8 protein-coding genes are annotated in these 16,244 nt (G+C 44.1%); 1 reads left to right on the forward strand and 7 read right to left on the reverse strand.

Annotated elements, in window-relative coordinates:
- Positions 1-10 precede the first annotated feature (10 nt).
- The gene (locus IR173_RS08360) at positions 11-1,324 is read left to right on the forward strand and encodes a hypothetical protein (RefSeq protein WP_237039200.1); all 1,314 of its coding nucleotides are present in this window, start codon (positions 11-13) and stop codon (positions 1,322-1,324) included.
- Positions 1,325-1,610: 286 nt separating this feature from the next.
- Here IR173_RS08360 and IR173_RS08365 read toward each other — a convergent pair whose 3' ends face one another.
- The 7 genes from IR173_RS08365 to IR173_RS08395 form a co-directional block, all read right to left on the reverse strand.
- A complete protein-coding gene (locus IR173_RS08365) occupies positions 1,611-4,073 on the reverse strand; it encodes an outer membrane protein assembly factor BamB family protein (RefSeq protein ID WP_237039201.1) in 2,463 nt (820 codons plus the stop codon).
- A 41-nt stretch (positions 4,074-4,114) separates the two neighbouring features.
- Positions 4,115-5,647: an alpha-L-fucosidase gene (locus IR173_RS08370; protein ID WP_237039202.1), complete on the reverse strand. Its 1,533-nt coding sequence runs from the start codon at positions 5,645-5,647 to the stop codon at positions 4,115-4,117.
- A gap of 86 nt (positions 5,648-5,733) precedes the next feature.
- Complete coding sequence (locus tag IR173_RS08375) at positions 5,734-6,579, reverse strand: alkaline phosphatase family protein (protein ID WP_237039260.1); 846 nt, start codon at positions 6,577-6,579, stop codon at positions 5,734-5,736.
- 116 nt (positions 6,580-6,695) lie between these two features.
- Positions 6,696-8,318 carry a glycoside hydrolase family protein gene (locus IR173_RS08380; protein ID WP_237039203.1) on the reverse strand — a complete coding sequence of 541 codons (1,623 nt, stop codon included), beginning with the start codon at positions 8,316-8,318 and terminating at the stop codon, positions 6,696-6,698.
- A gap of 15 nt (positions 8,319-8,333) precedes the next feature.
- A complete protein-coding gene (locus tag IR173_RS08385) occupies positions 8,334-10,814 on the reverse strand; it encodes a hypothetical protein (protein WP_237039204.1) in 2,481 nt (826 codons plus the stop codon).
- Between the two features lie 36 nt (positions 10,815-10,850).
- Entirely contained in the window at positions 10,851-12,872 is a 2,022-nt protein-coding gene (locus IR173_RS08390; protein ID WP_237039205.1) for a RagB/SusD family nutrient uptake outer membrane protein, read from the reverse strand.
- A gap of 10 nt (positions 12,873-12,882) precedes the next feature.
- On the reverse strand, positions 12,883-16,173 hold the full coding sequence (locus tag IR173_RS08395; RefSeq protein WP_237039206.1) for a SusC/RagA family TonB-linked outer membrane protein: 3,291 nt from the start codon (positions 16,171-16,173) through the stop codon (positions 12,883-12,885).
- Between the last annotated feature and the right edge of the window lie 71 nt (positions 16,174-16,244).

Consider the following 16,244-nt stretch of genomic DNA (forward strand, 5'->3'; position numbering starts at 1 on the left):
GGATAAAATGATGAAAACTAAGAGAATTTGTTGGATACTATTATTAAACCTGTTGGTTTTAACTGCCGTTGCCGAGCCTTATGAGACAGTTGTGTTGAAAAACGGCTCTGTGCTCGAAGGTTATATTTCTGTTCAGCATCCGGGAAAAGATATTATCTTTTTTGCAGAAAAGGCAACGGTTTATATTCCGGTGAAACAGGTGAAGTCTATGTTAGATTATGATATCGAGATAGAAACACTGTCCGACTCTTGGAAAGCTTGGGCAGGGGATAACCCATTGCTGGTAAAGACTGTCAGAAACAGCAAGTTTTTGCAAATGACTGACATCATTCTGGCGGAAACAGCAGAGAATGATACAATAGCCCTCGATTCTGCCCTCGTTCGGGAAGCGAAGGCCCCGCTTTATTCAAACTGGAATGTTGTTCCCCGCAAAGTGCGTATATTGGAAAAAGGAGAAGTCATCAAATATCTTGATTTTACTCCTAATTCCTATTATCTGGATTGGAAAGATATACAAGCTATAAAGCGTGCCCCCAGAGCTGCAACTGATTTGACAGGGTTGATTGATGTGGTGGCATTGCGTACGGGCGAGAAGTATGAAGGACAAATCATCGAACAGATACCGGGAGAGAGAATCCGCTTGCTGAAGAATGACGGCATAGTGGAAGTTATCAATGCCGGACAGATTGCTTTTCAGCAGAAAAAGAAATTGAACCCTAATCAGTCGTTGTTTGAGCAAAGTCCGTTGTTGGATGTGGTTTGTATAAAGAAGGATGAGGATACCGGTATCATTGTAGAGCAGAACTATGGAGGCGAAAAGGAGTCCGGCTATTTATTGATTCAGAATGAGCGGGGAGATATTTTGCGCAAGAACAGTATTGCTGTCACGGAAACAAGAAAGCAAGCGAATCCGAATTATAAACCTTTGACGGATGTTATAGTCGGTAAAGGTGAAATACTGGTAAATCGGAAAGAATCGGCAAAGGCTATTATTGAAAAACAGGAAGGGTTATTGATAGTGGATACAGCTTCCCGGGCCACTGTCTTGTCGGCCGATTCCATCGGCGGTATGCTGATTGTGGAAAAACAGAATGAATCTTCCGCTTATAGACCTATCCTGCTCAAACTGGTTCTTATGAAAGTAAAAGGAAAAGGATTCTGTAATGTGTTTACTTATGAAGACCTGGTGACTAATGGAGTACAGCCGCAAGAGTCGGTGGTCAGTGTCAACGGAACTTTAAAATTGTCCTATGCTGTAGGTAAGGGGAAATATATACTGTATGACCCGCAAGGACAGTCCGGCATCTTTCTGTCAATAGAATAAAATATCCTCATATCCTCCCACCTGCATCCTCTTGATACATTAAAAATGGAGTGCAGGTGGGAGAGGCTATGGGGGATATGACCTCATTCTCAACAATATCTCATAGAGATAAGTCTGCTCGTTTTCTCACAAAGAGAATGTTGATAAGAGCTGCTTTCACACATCACACCTATTAAACTCCTTTGTTCATAGGTGTTTCAGTGTGAAGGATACAAAGAAGACTACTTTCATACAGAAACTTATGAATTAATAGGTTTCATCCTCTTCCCAAAAGGTGACGGCCTTTTTATTCTTTATGATACATAGTGCGGAATGCATATACATTCCCGCCAAAATCAGTTACAATCAATGCATTGCCTGAAATAGCGACTGTTCCGAAAATAGGTGCTCCTGTTTTATATTTCCAAAGGTTGTTTCCTGTGTTTGCATCTATGGCATATACGGTTCCGTCGGAAGCACCCACATAGACTGCATTTCCTGCCAACATGGGGCTGGTCTCTATCGTTCCCGAGAAAGACCGGGTATAAGGAGCTGTAAAAATCAATGCATCTTCTACCGGACAATTCCATTTTTCTTCCAAAGTCTGGTTGTCCAATGCTACAAGTCCTTTGTTGGCTGTACCAAAGATGATTTCTTTTTCGGTTAGTAAAGGCGTGGAGGTTACATCCAGATTATAGGGAAGTTGCTTGCGAATGATGATTCTGCCTGTCCGGGCTTCTAGGATAAAGAAACTCTTTTCAGCAATGATATATAGTAATGAGCCGTGCATGGCGGCTGAGGCCCCTCGATTGCGTAGCCCATGGTCGGATATATTCCATAGCATCTTGCCTGTTTTTGCGTCATTGCCGTAAAGGGCGGTCCACTGCACGGAACCCACCAGAACGTCATTTCCTACGGTCAGTGTTGAAGTTGTTCCTTCACGTTGTGCCCAGTCTTTGTTTCTCCATATCAGTTTTCCGGTTGTAGCCTCGAAAGCGGAAAGAGCCTTTCCACTTCCGGCATAGACGATACCTTTATCGGTAACCAGACCGTCTATCAGGTTGGGCAGACCGTTTACCGGCAGTTGACTTTCCCAACACAGTTTACCGGTCTCGGCATCTACGGCATACAGATTACCTTGTACATCCTGCGCAAAAACGATTCCGCTTTCTATGGCGATGGTGTTCTTGATGGAGGTTCTTACGGGATATTTCCATAAAAGGGAACCGTCCTTTCCGTTCAAGGCATAGATGGCGGCGCGTCCTTTTAAATCTTCGTCGATAGAGGCGGTATATACCTTATTATTATATACTAGCGGAGAAGTCATAAAAATATTCGCTCCCACATTGGTACTCCACGCCAGTTGTAAGTCACCTTCCAGTGGGGCGGCGGTGGCTGTGTGAGTAGCATTTCCCAACAGGTTTTTCCAGTCTGTGTTTAAGGTTATTTCTGGAGAACTCTTTTCATAGACGAACTTACTATCGGTTTCAGCAGTTCTTCCGTCTTTAAAGCGAGTGCGTACCCTCATTACCAATTCTTTTCCGGCATAGGTGTCATGCAGCGGCATTATTGCTGTCCAGCTCCAGTCGGTCTTTTGAGAGAGTTTTTTATAGGGAATAATCGTTTTCCCGTTTTCCAAACAAGTGTAAGTTACCTCGGCTACCGGTGATGTAGATGAGTAGGTGTTTACTGTTACTGTTTTAGTACCTGTCCTTCCTTGTGGAGAAGCGATACGGAGATTGCAGTCCAGGTAGGTATAACGCAGTTCGGTGGAAAGGTTTCCTTTAGGGTTGACAGTCATCACGCGATAAGCGCTTTTGGCATGGTCTATTCCACCTTTATCTAACGAACTGGTACAGATGGTATATACATTACCTTGTTTTTTCATGTAGTTGATGTGCCAATGACCGTAAATCCATGCTTTCAAATTATAGTCGTTCAAATTGATGCTGTTGCCATTTTTCCCTTTGTATATAAAGGCGTCATCGTTGGTCAGCAGGTCGTGGTTGAATATCATGATGGGTGTACCCGGTTTGATGTGCGCTAAATCATTTTTCAACCAGTTACACACATCTTCCGTGGTGTATTCCGGGCGGGCGTCTCCATAGGGCATCGGAGTAACGATGTAATGCACTCCCGCCACATCAAAGGAATAATAGACCGGACCGTACACGCTTTCAAAGATTTCTTCTCCATATTTCCCCCGTTCCAAGTCATGGTTACCGATGCAATAGAATACAGGACAATTCATGTTTTCCGTATTCATTAGTCGGATATGTGCTTTAAGACCTTTTTCGTAACAGATATCTCCAGTGTGGACAATGAAGGCGGCCTGCTCGTTGGCGGCATAGTCGCGCACATTATTCACCCAGCCTTCGTGATGAGTGGTGTTGAATATCTCGGTGTCCGAGATGTGGATGAATCGGTGCGAACCATCTTTACGTATGCCCGGATTATAGGGGATTAGACCGAAATCGTATCCTTTTTCCTTGGTTTCTATTCTGTGGTAATGGCGGTTCATTGTCTTGTATCCTGACGGGGTGGTGATGAAGATAAATTTTTCACGACCATGTCCTGGTAACGTATAGGTCCCATCTGTGGCGGTCTCTACTACATTCAGTCCGTCGGAAACTTTGATACCTTTTAATGTCTTTTCTCCTTTCTCCCAAATTCCGTTGTTGTTTTTATCAACAAAAACTCTTCCGGTATAGGAAGCGGATAATGAGGAGCCGGTGGCTAATAAAGCGGATAATAAGAGAATTTTTTTCATATATTGCTTTTTCATTTTGAGTCTTACATATTTATTCCGGTTTATTTATATTCTATCTTTAACACATGTGCGTAATCGGTCGGTGCGTTTTTGGGAAATTGTACTTCCAATCCTTTTAGCGTCTGTTCCCATTGTAACGTTTCGTTGCAACCCAACATGGATACGGATTTGATTTCCGGTATATTAGCATTGCCTTTTGCCAGATTTCTGATTGTTATTTTTCCATCAGTCCACGCTAGAGAGATGGCATATAAAGCTTCTTCATGGGTGGTGAAACGGATGTCTTGTGCGGTATATGCCGTTTTTTGGTTGTCGGTCATGTAGCCCGAAGTTCCTTTGGTGTCTCCTTCTCCGGATACTACCCAAGGGCGGGAAGCATAGATAGCCTCTCCGTTCACTTTCAACCATTTGCCTATTTCTTGTAATACATGTTTTTGTTCGTCGGTGATGGTGCCGTCGGCTTTCGGACCGATGTTCAGTAACAGATTTCCGTTTTTGCTGACGATGTCCACAAAATCATCAATAATGTGGTCCGGGTCTTTATTTTCCTCGCCTACGCAATAGCTCCACGATTTTTTACCGATAGAGGTATCAGTCTGCCAAGGGAAACGGCGTATTTCATCACTCTTTCCCCGTTCTATGTCGAATACCTGAATGTTGTCGCCATAACCGAATTTGGTGTTTACTACCACTTCCTTGCCCCAGTCCTTTGCATTGTTATAATAGTAGGCCATGAACTTGTAGAAAGTAGGTTGAAAAGAAGTCTTTCCCACCGTCCAGTCAAACCAGATTAAATCGGGTTGGTATTGGTCTATCAGTTCGTAGGTGTGCTTCAGAAACTGTTCTCTGGAACGTGCGTTGGTGCCTTCGTATTTGTCCACGGCAGGGTTCATGCCACCGGGGGGACCGTCCGGTTCATGCAGACGTTCGCCATACAGCGTAATGGTGGTGTCTTGTACATCCGAAGGAGTTTGCATTCCATATTCATAGAACCATGCATTCTCACAGCGGTGTGAGGATAGGCCGAAACGAAGTCCCGCTTTTGTGGCGGCCTTTTTCAGTTCGCCGATAATGTCGCGTTTGGGACCCATGTTTACTGCATTCCATTTGTTGAAAGTGCTGTTGTACATAGCGAATCCATCGTGATGCTCAGCCACCGGGACGATATACTGTGCACCCGAAGCCTTGATTATTTCCATCCACTCATCCGGATTGAACTTCTCGGCTTTGAATAAGGGGATGAAATCCTTGTAACCGAATTCCGTCAACTTGCCATACGTTTTTTCGTGATATTGGTTGATGTCACTGCCTTTTTGATACATGAAGCGGGCATACCATTCACTGCCGTATGCAGGTACTGAATAAACTCCCCAATGGATGAAGATACCGAATTTGGCATCGCGGAACCATTCGGGCTCTTGGTAATGTTGGGTTATGGAAGCAGAGTCCGGCTGAAATGTTGTTGTCCCTTTGGGTGAGGCAACAGTGGTAATGTCTGGAGAATAAGTGTCAGCATGATTGCTGCAAGCAGCCAAAGCTCCGGTAAGGGCTATATATGCGAAAATCTTTTTCATGTAATTGACTGTTAAGTGGGTTGAATATTGTTTGAATACCTATTGAAAACTTAGTATGCTATCTTTGTTGGATAAAATAAAAATGACTATTTAAATATAGAGAATGGCACTTCACCTGTCCAGGGCAATGGCTTTTTAACCTTGAACAGATATAAGATTGTAGCTGCCGTATTCACTGTGTTATTAGGTTCCGCCAACTTAAATCCTTTGCGGATGCCGGGACCGGTAATCCCCCATGGAACAATCATTTCATCTTCGCTCATTCCACCATGTCCATAATTGATTCCTCCATGGTCGGAGAGGAAGAAGAAATGGGTGTCTTTATACAATCCCTCGGCTTTCATTTTCTCAATGAGCTTACCTATTTCCACATCAGCCTCTTCGATAGAACGGATATATTCGGGTGACATCCATTGGAAGGCATGACCGGCATGGTCAGTATGTACGGAATACAAGAAAACGAGGGTAGGAAAATCTCTATTGTTGATAATAAAATTGAAAGCTTTTTCATAGTTGGGAATATAAGCGTCTTTTTCCAAATAGTTTATTTCATCCAAATATTGCTTATTGTATGGATAGAGCAAATTAATCCAATTATAATAAAAAGCAGTCTTGCATGTGGGGATTTCTTCTTTTAGAATCTGGAAAACAGAAGGATAATACCCTTGATTATCAGTCACTACTGCGGGGAAGTGTTCTTTGTCTATTTCCCAATCGTTGTTTACTACTCCGTGCTGTTCGGGACCGCTTCCTGTCAGATGGCTGGTCCAGTTGGGCAAAGTTACCGAAGGCATCACCACGCGGGTAGTCATAGATAGTGCACCTTCACTTAGCAATTCGTTCAAATTGGGAGTCTTGGCCGTGGTGAAACCGGGTACGGAGATTCCATCAAGAGCGATAATCACCACTCTTTTTGCTTTGGAACGTGCCATAGAGGAATGGATTCCCAATATGCACAAGGCGGCAACGGCCAATATGATTTTTGTGTATATTCTTTTCATTTTGACATGAAGTATTAAATTCAATATGATTGATACCTATTGAAAATCTAAAATTTATTCACGGCTATTTCATTGCCGTTTCGATAGAATTTGACGCTCAGTAACCGTTGGTCTTCCAGTCGATTCTCGCCTTTTATGGAGAGTGTCTTGGTTTCGTAAGGCTTTAATGGCGGTAATAAGGTTTCTACCACGGTCAGTCCGTTGGAAGTTATCTTTAATGTCGTTTCTTCCGAAGTGGAAAGCCCGAAGTTTTGTACTTCCACCTTCCATAGCTTCTCTGCCTCATCATATCGAGGGCGCAAAGCAGAGAGGATAGCCGGTGTATAATTGATATAAGGCAAACGAGCGTAACCGATGACAAATTCGCCTTTCTTATCCTTGCCTATTAACTTAGGAGCGAATTCCTCGGCAGTGATACCACTCTCTTTTCCCTCGAAAGTGACGATTAAGTCTTTTCCTTCCTTTTTCCAGCTCAATGGCTTGCATCCCCGGCCGAAGTTCACTTCATTAAAGGAACCGAAACGCAAAGAGGGTATGTCCAATTGTCTGGACGGATTGAATCCTTTTTCAGCGGCTATCCTTACTTCGATAGTCGGAGTGGAAGCATCGATGGGCGCTGTATTGAGCACTGATAGAAGCAAGTCCTTTTTCAGCGGAATACAGATATTTTTGGAACTATGGTGGTCATTCCCATAATCTTCCCATTTGATGGTGTCTATCACGGCAAAGTTCATTTGTATGGGGCGTCCTTCCTTGTCCTGATATACTTTGGCACGCTCATATTTAAACCAGTTTTCCACTTTCCCGTCTTTGTGTCGGGAGATGCCGGGTACATACGCTTCACCTTGTTCCGTAACCCAATGAACCCCATCCAGAGAACGTTGGTAAAAGGCGATTCTTCCCAACCAATCGTTCACTATCAGGTGGTATTGCAGTGAGTCACGCCATACTACCGGGTCTTCAAATTCGCCTTTCACATTGGGATAGGCGCGTCTTTCGGTTATTTGGTTATAAGGTGAAAGACCGCTACGGCTTATCCATACTCCCCCGCCGCGACATATCATCAGGCGTGAGCCATCCTGACGTTCGGCAAAGGTAAGGTTGGAAAGTCCTTCTATGATTTTCCGGTCGCGTGGGTTGAAATCGAATTGTTTGAATTCCCATGGACCATCCACACTGTCGGCTATGTAGTAACCATTGATGACATAAACCACAATACGACCGTCTGTTAAAGTGAATGCTTCGGGATTATGGCCTTTTCCTATGGTGTCCTGTATGGCATACGGCCCATGGAGTTGCTTGCTGACAGCATGATAAACGGTAGAGTTAGGCCATTCCATGTGCCCTTTTTCTGCATTTTCCGGCCATCCGCATACGAAGAGGTGATATTTCCCCTCTTTTCCCTTTAGAATATTTCCACCCCAAAAAGAAATATCCGGATGTTCTATTCCATTGTCCACGAACCGGGGAAGTACTTCTTGGGCTCCCCACACCTTATCGGATAGTTTGCTGCCTTGCATGGCTTCAAAGCGGTCTACATATTTTCCGCCCGGTATTAATTTATCCCATTCGGCAGGGCGTTGTCTTTCGGTGATTTGAGCCGATGCCGAGAGAGCGGTGGCGCATGCGACTATGGTTATACTTGTTATTCTTCTTATTTTTGCATTCATAGGTTCATTCGTTTTTTATTTATATTCCAGCCAAGCAGTGGCTTGGGTCGGCATATCGGTTTTGAACCGAATCCATCGTGCTTGGAATGCGGTTGGCAGTACTTGTTTCAAGGTCTCGCCCGGTTTCACCGTATAGGTAGCATATTCCATCCAGTCGCCGCATCCGGTCGGGTCGGTTTCCACTGTAAAGGTAATGTTTTTTTGTGACTGGTGAGACAATTGCATTTCCTTTTTATCGTAGCAAGCTATCAGATAAGGGTCGGAAGGTACTCCGGCTTTTACGTCTGTGTTCATCCACGGACCGCCTTTTCCTACCGGTTTTCCTAGTTTCCATAAGTCATCAATTACGCCTACCCATACAGCCGCTTTTTTGTCCTTGGATACAATGATGTGTTCATTGTCCTTGCCTGCTTCGGGATTAATTCCGGTCAGCACCAGCATTCCCCGATAAGAAGCATAATCGTTGATGCGATATCCGTGAGTGGAGATAGGGCGGATTTTGGCATAACCGTCCGCATTTTCAGCGGGCAGTTCATAGAAAGTACCCATGCACGAGAAGAGGTCGCGTTCGGTAGCCACTTCGCGGCAGATGCGCACCTTTCCTTCGTTTGTCAAGGATGTGTATGCTTCATTTCCTAAGGGCAAGCGCCATTTTCTTCCTAAATCATCCACAATCAGCACGGATGATTTTTCTATGTTGACCACTTGTTGCGGAATGGAGAACTTGTTGCGGATGAAATCAGCGGTTTTAGAATCTTCTTTCTTGGTTAATGTCAGTTTGTCGCCCATTTCATAGTAACCGGTTTCCACCGTTTCTCCTTTTTCAGTCGAAGTGGCCAAAAGTCCTAATGCGCGGCGGTTATCTCCCAATCCGTACAACAACCCTTCGGAATGTGCAGTGGAGTTCACAGCTACTAACCCTTTGAACATATCATCCGGGGTTGTTGTACGATTATCAGGAGAAGTATATGAAAAAGTTAGGGTTGCCAATGTTCTTTTATCAGTCTTTACACGTATCCATTCTCCTTTGTCCTGCTTGGAGAAAATAATGTTTGCGGCTTTTCCGGGAGCAACGGAGATAGCTTTTAGCATTTTCCATTTGTTGGTTCCTGTTGCGTCTGTTTCAAAAGTAAAAGTAACAGGTTCTTTCCCATAATTTTTTATCCAACTCATGCGTTCCGTCCAACCGGCGAATAGAAAGGGTTCCGATGTCTGTCCTGCTTTTATTATTTCTTTTACCCACACGGCACCTTCGGCAGTAGTAGGTCCCAGTTCGTCCGGTTTGGTAGAAGAGGTGAACCACAGATTGGAATTGGATTGTCCCGGACCTTCTATGTTTCCTTTTGCCTTGCGGGTATTCAAAAACTCTTTTTGAGCAGAGTCATCGCAACCAAAAACCAGTTGCTCGTTCCATCTGGCGAAGTCACCTATTACTTTCAGATAAGCGGAACGTGGGCGGATACCTGAACTGTGGTCTGCGGTGAATTGTCCGGGAAAATGCCAGAACATGCCGTGCATGGTCATCAGGTATTCCGGCTTTTCGTCCGTACCGACATTACGGATGCGGGGCCATTCGGTGTTCCATCCATGTGCGCCGTCATAGCTATGGCTGGCTTTGGGCAGACGAAAGAACGACCATCCTTTTTCAGCGTCTCGTACGCCTAACAATACAGATTTATAATCCCATCCGGTAGCCCACAGCGGGTCGGTGTCCGGGTTTGGGTTGCCGTAAATGCCGCCGGGACCTGTCACCTCGGTGAATTGGTTGCGACGGACCACTTTCCAGTCTTTGCCGTTCCATTCGGCCAACACTCCGGCTTCTACATCGAATTTTTTCAAGGCTTCCATAGTTCCCTCACCGTTATTGCTGAAAACCATGACTCCTTGTCCCGAGTATAAGCCTTTGCCGTGTACACCCGGAAGTAAGGCATTTTGCGGACCGGCTCCTTCGTAGGCTTTATCTCCGTTGCCATCTGTATAAAGTTCCTTCACTTCCAATGTATTTACATCTACCTCATAAAATCCCTCTTCCATGGTTCCATAATAAATCTTGTTGGTCGGGTCAGTGAGGTGGCGGGCATTGCCGGTATGTCGTCCGGGCATAGTAGTATAAGGTATGGCACGTACGTTTCCTGTTTTGTCAATTGCGTATGGACCAATGAAAAGCTGGTTGCTTTCTTTGTGTACCATGCGGTTTGCAGGTGTTCCGCCTATACTTTCATCTTTTATGATTTGATGAAAGTCTGGAGTGATTTCGTAAAGTTTGTCCGAAGAGCCGTTAGGCAAGTGAGGCCCGTAGGTAATCACCCATAAGCGGTCGGCCCAGGGCACTACCGCTCCTGTTCCGCATTCGCCTTCATTGTTGTACATGGCAAGACCGGGGTACACTCCGGAAATAGATTCCGGAGTGTCTTTCAGGTCTTTTTTTGATGAACAACTTATAAGGGATAGCGATAAAGCTACTATTAAATAATATCTGGACTTATAAATCATCATTTTTGCAAAGTCGATTTTTTTATTCGTTGGGATATATTAATACTCAGCAGGCATATTGGGTTGCATTGGCCAACCGGGATTTTGGTACAAAGGTGATAATTCCATTGTTGTATGATCCGGTGCTGTCAGCAAGAATTGTTTGAGCGGCATAGGTTGCAGATAATGTGCCATTGACCAAGTAAATCCGTTACGGTACAGATTGTTAGCCGTCATGTCTCGTTGGTAAGGACGCAGATACTCACTTAGAGAAGCATTAGACACCGTTGCTGATGAACTTCCGTCAGCAATTAGTTCTTGGGCTTCATACCATGTTTGCATAGGGGTGTTCCATAAATGGAATCCTTCGACAAAATAAGGTTCTTTACTCATTTGTTCTAAAGCCCTCCAGCGTATAAGATCTCTCCAGCGGCTACCTTCTCCCATTAGTTCGCAACGACGTTCGCGTCGGATATTATATAATGTAGCATCGGTAAGCAATTGACCTCCTGAATATGCTCCCCAGTCCAGCTTTTCTTTTGTCATATCGGTAGCGGCAATGGTTATACGTGGGTCTGCAGCATCTCCTGTAAATCCGGCGGTCGTACGAACTATTTTCCAATACTCTAATACATGTCCTGAATTGATGTCGTTTGTGAGCATATATTGAGCCTCTATATAGTTTAGTAATGCTTCTGTGGCTCGGAAAGAAACAGCGGCTACACTGCCCTGACCATTACCGCATTGTGCTTTGTCAAATGACCCTCCTTTGCGGAGACAATATCCGGTAGTATATTTTCGGTCGCCTGTCGCCATAATAGATGGAATGGGCTCTATGGGAACAGAGTGGGTTGTCTGTGCATCCATGTTCTTGAATACGTTCTTTTGGTTGGGCGATTTGAGAAATATGTGAAGACGGGGGTCGGCATTCGTCCTTACATTTTCGATAGTGGTATCATCGTAAGTGAACCCTTCATGAGAGGCATAAATAGGTTTTCCGTCTTTCATTACAAAGCCTTCTACCATGCTTCGTGTCAGCCCTACTCCGTCATTGGCATGTTGTACAGATACTTCTACGTTATGATAAATGCCCAGTCCGTAGTTGTATTCTCTCCATAGTAATACGTCTGCAAATCCCGATGGGTCTGTGCTAGCGAAGAGTTCCATATAGGGATTGGCTGCATCTGTCATGGCTTGTGGGACTTTTCCCGTGTTTGCAGTTAGTTTTCCTTTATATTTTTCGGCTACAATTTGTGCACTTTCGGCTGCTACTTGAAAGAAATACTCACTTTCTTTCTCAATGCTTCCGGTAGGGTACTCATAGTTGGCATTATAGTCTTTGGACTTGCCGGGCCAACCTTCTCCGTTAGGAACGAATGCCGTTCCCTTAAAATAATGCAGCCAAGAGCCTTCGAATAATGCGACGCGTGACTTTATCAGTTGTGCCACATCGGGTGACAAGCGATTCCGTCGGTTATCAATGTCACTCATATAGGCTATGGCATTGTCTAAATCCGAAAGAATGAAACGGGCAACTTCATTACGAGGCATACGCTTGTTGGCTGCCACCAAAATGGCCTCGTCATCGGGAAATGCTTCTGTTACAATAGGTAAATCTCCCCAGCTGCGTAACATACCAAAATAGGCGTAGGCGCGGAAAAAATAGAGTTCGCCTATGTAATGTCGTATATTTCTGTCAGATCCGCTAATGCCTCCCTGGTTGTAATGTTCCAAAATGGTATTTAATGAGTAATTCACATTGCGGATGGTTCCCCATGACCAGTTGTCGTTGCCCATTCCTACTTTCCATTGGCCTTTCGCATATTTTCCATCGGCACTGTTACCGGCTTGATTGTCTGTACCGTTGTCATCATCGAAGTAACCATAGCCCCAACTGCTGTCTCCATGTGAAGGCAGATTTTCGTAAAAATTATTGGCTATGGCCTGAATTTGTTCTTCGGTGTGATAGTAATCTTCGGGTACTACGTATGAAGGCGGTTCTTTGTCCAAGAAGTCTTCACAAGAAATGGTGGATATAGCAGTAAACGCTATGGTAAAGTATTTTAATAATTGAGTTTTCATATTCCTATTTTTATAATGTTACACTTAAACCGCAAGATAAAGTTTTGGATAGAGGATAAGCATTGCCTCCATATCCGCCATTGAGTGTCTCCGGGTCAAATTGCTTGTCCAGTGAAGTAATAGTGAACAAGTTTTCGCCTGAAAAAAATAGGCGTATATTCTCGATATTCCAACGTGTGGTTATCTTTTTCGGCAATGTATATCCTATCTGTAGATTCTTCATACGAATGTAGGCTGCATTTTGGAGATAGCGGCTTTGTGTTCGTAAATTTTTGTCGTTCCAAAGAGGACGGGGAAGATAAGCGTCTGTGTTGGCAGCCTGATATCCTTCTTTTACAGACCAAGTATTTTCATCGCGGAAATAATCATGTACAGCTTCCAGTCCGGCGCAATGCCATTGTCCACTGCTATTACTTCCGAACATTACATAACTGCCCTGCCAGTAGTCGCGTTTTCCCACTCCTTGGAAAAACATGCGAAGGTCGAATCCTTTCCAAGATGCGTTCAAATCCAAGCCAAACATATAGCGGGAAGCACTGTTACCAATGACGGTGCGGTCGCCTGTATCACCCAGTCTGCCAGTACCGCCGTCTATTTTTCCGTCACCGTTTATATCGGCATACATAATGTCACCGGCTGCCCAGCTGGAACCGATTGCATCTTGTCCGCCATTGGGAAGTGATGCCAAATGCTGTTGCATCTCTTCATTGGTCTTGGCCAGTCCGATAGTGGTATATCCCCAGATTTCGCCTGTATAGCATCCTGCGATGTAACTGTCAATGGAGTTGGTCGGATTGTTGGGATAACGGGTTATTTTGGTACGTGAATCATAGATATTGAATTTGGCACCATATGTTATTCCATTGGCGAGTCGGTCGTTCCAACCTATGGAAAGTTCCCAGCCCGAAGTACGTAGGTCCGTATTATTGGTTTTGGGAACATCAGTACCCAATAGAGAAGGAAGGTCCGGAGCTTTACCTACCATATCTTTTGTATCGCGGATATAGTATTCAAAAGAACCGGTCAGACGATTGTTTAATAATCCCCAGTCTAAGCCGATATTATAGTTCTTTACTGTTTCCCATGTCAATGAGGTGGATACCAATCCCGGTGCAGAGGCAATATTGGGCTTTAAACCATTCATGAGCCATTTGCCGTCTGCAGTCTTTACAGACATTGTTTGATAAGTCTGATACCAGTTTCCTGTATTTTGATTACCCAGTGAGCCAAATGAACCGCGAACCTTCAATGTACCGATAACATGATTGATGGGTTCGAAGAACTTTTCACGCGCAATGTTCCAGCCCAAGGATACGGATGGAAATACTTTCCAGCGATTGCCTTTGCGAAAACGGGATGTTCCATCGGCACGGACATTTACTTCCAACAAGTATTTTCCTGCATAGTCATAATTGAGTCGTCCGAAGAATCCTGCTACTGCCCACTCATTGCGTGATCCGTTTACAGAGGGAGTGACAGGATTGCCGTTAGCATCCAGTCCGGTAGTGATATCCACTTCCGGTTTGCCGGAAATTAATATACCGTTGCGCTGTAAACCGAATTGAGTTTGTTTGGTTTCTTCCGCTTGGAATCCCACCATAGTGTGGAAATTATGCTTTTCCATAATCTGACGACTGTATTGTGAGGTGACACTGAAGTTGTAATAGTTTTCTTTGTATAAGTCTTCATGTACATTCGTCTCTTTGTTGTCATTGTTGACATAGGGATTACCGTTGATGTCGTAATCATAAAGCTTTTGCTTGTCCCAATGGCGGTTGGCTGACAATATACGGTAATTGAAATTGACGCTGGTAATCCAGTTTTTGATAGGTTCTATAGAGAAGCCTAGCTGGTGATAAGTGTTGTCGGTCTGTTTTCTGTCATTGCCGCTGTGCTCCAATCCTGTGGCGAAGGATGTGATTTCATTGCCGTTCGGATCGTAATAAGGAACCGTAGGCCAGCCTTGTCTGACTAGATTGGCATACATACCTTCTAGTAAATCAGAAGGGCGGACAAAATCTTCTCTAGTGAAACGCATACTGTAGTTAAACTCCATCCAATCTGTTATTTGAGAATTTATTTTTGCCGTTCCTGTAAAACGGTTCAATGCTTCGTTGCCTAGTTTCATCAGCCCCTCTTGTTTCATGTAGTTCATAGAGGCGTAATAATTTAATTTCTTGCTGCCACCGTCAACACTCAGATTGTGTTCATGTGCGAAATTCCATTTTTTATATATCTTGTCGAACCAGTCCACATCGTCATTTCCATGGTCGTACTTATCTGCCCAATGCACTCCATCAGAGGCAACCGGAAGGTTTGTCAGGATAGTGCCATCTGCAGCTATTCTTTTACCGTTGCCATAAGGTTTTGCATTATGATAAGCGACAATTCTTTGCATATGCTCGTTGTTGAAAAATATACTTCCACCTCCATTGGTATGAGTATCATTGTACCAACTTGCAAAGTCTACGGAATTCATCATATGCTGAAGATTGATGGGAGTGGACCAACGTAGATTGTTGTTGTAGTTGATTCGGATTTTACCTTCTGTATTTCCTGATTTGGTTGTGACCAGAATGACTCCGAAGGGTGCACGTGAGCCATAGATAGAAGAGGCAGCGGCATCTTTCAATACAGATATGTTATCAATGTCTTGGGGATTGATGGAATTCAAGTCACCTTCCATACCGTCAATTAGAATTAGCGGGTCACCACTACTTCCCTCACCGATAGTCGCTGTACCACGTACATTGATACTGGGCTTGTCTTCCAGACTTCCGTTTTCTTGAAAGATGCGTAAGCCCGGCACTACTCCTTGCAAGGCCTGTACTGCATTGACTACCGGGCGTTCCTTGATTTCTTTGGCCGAAACAGTACTGACAGCTCCGGTAAGATTCACTTTCTTTTGTGTGCCGAAACCTACTACAACTACTTCTTCCAGCATTTCGCTGTCTTCTTTCAGCGTAATTTTCATCAGTTTGTTCGATACTGCCGTTATTTCCTGTTGTGCATAGCCTATGTAGCTGATGACAAGTTTGGAATGGGCCGGTACGGATAAAGTAAAATTGCCGTCAATATCAGTAATAGTACCTAAAGAAGTGTTACCTTTCACGGTTACACTAGCACCAATGACAGGCTCATCGGCGGCATCGACTACTTTACCTGTAATCTTGACCGATTGTTGCTGCACGATTTCTATTTCCGTTTTTTCGGCTCTTGCTTCCGTAAGAGGAACGGAACAAATTATACCTGATAAGAAAACAACAGGTAATGTCTTACAATAGAAGGCATGTTTTTTCATTACATTTAAGATTAAAATAAAACATATTGTTTGTTGCCGGCAAATGTAGCCTGATCTCTTTTACATAGGGG

The organism is Phocaeicola faecalis (assembly GCF_021730445.1).
GTDB lineage: Bacteria > Bacteroidota > Bacteroidia > Bacteroidales > Bacteroidaceae > Phocaeicola > Phocaeicola faecalis.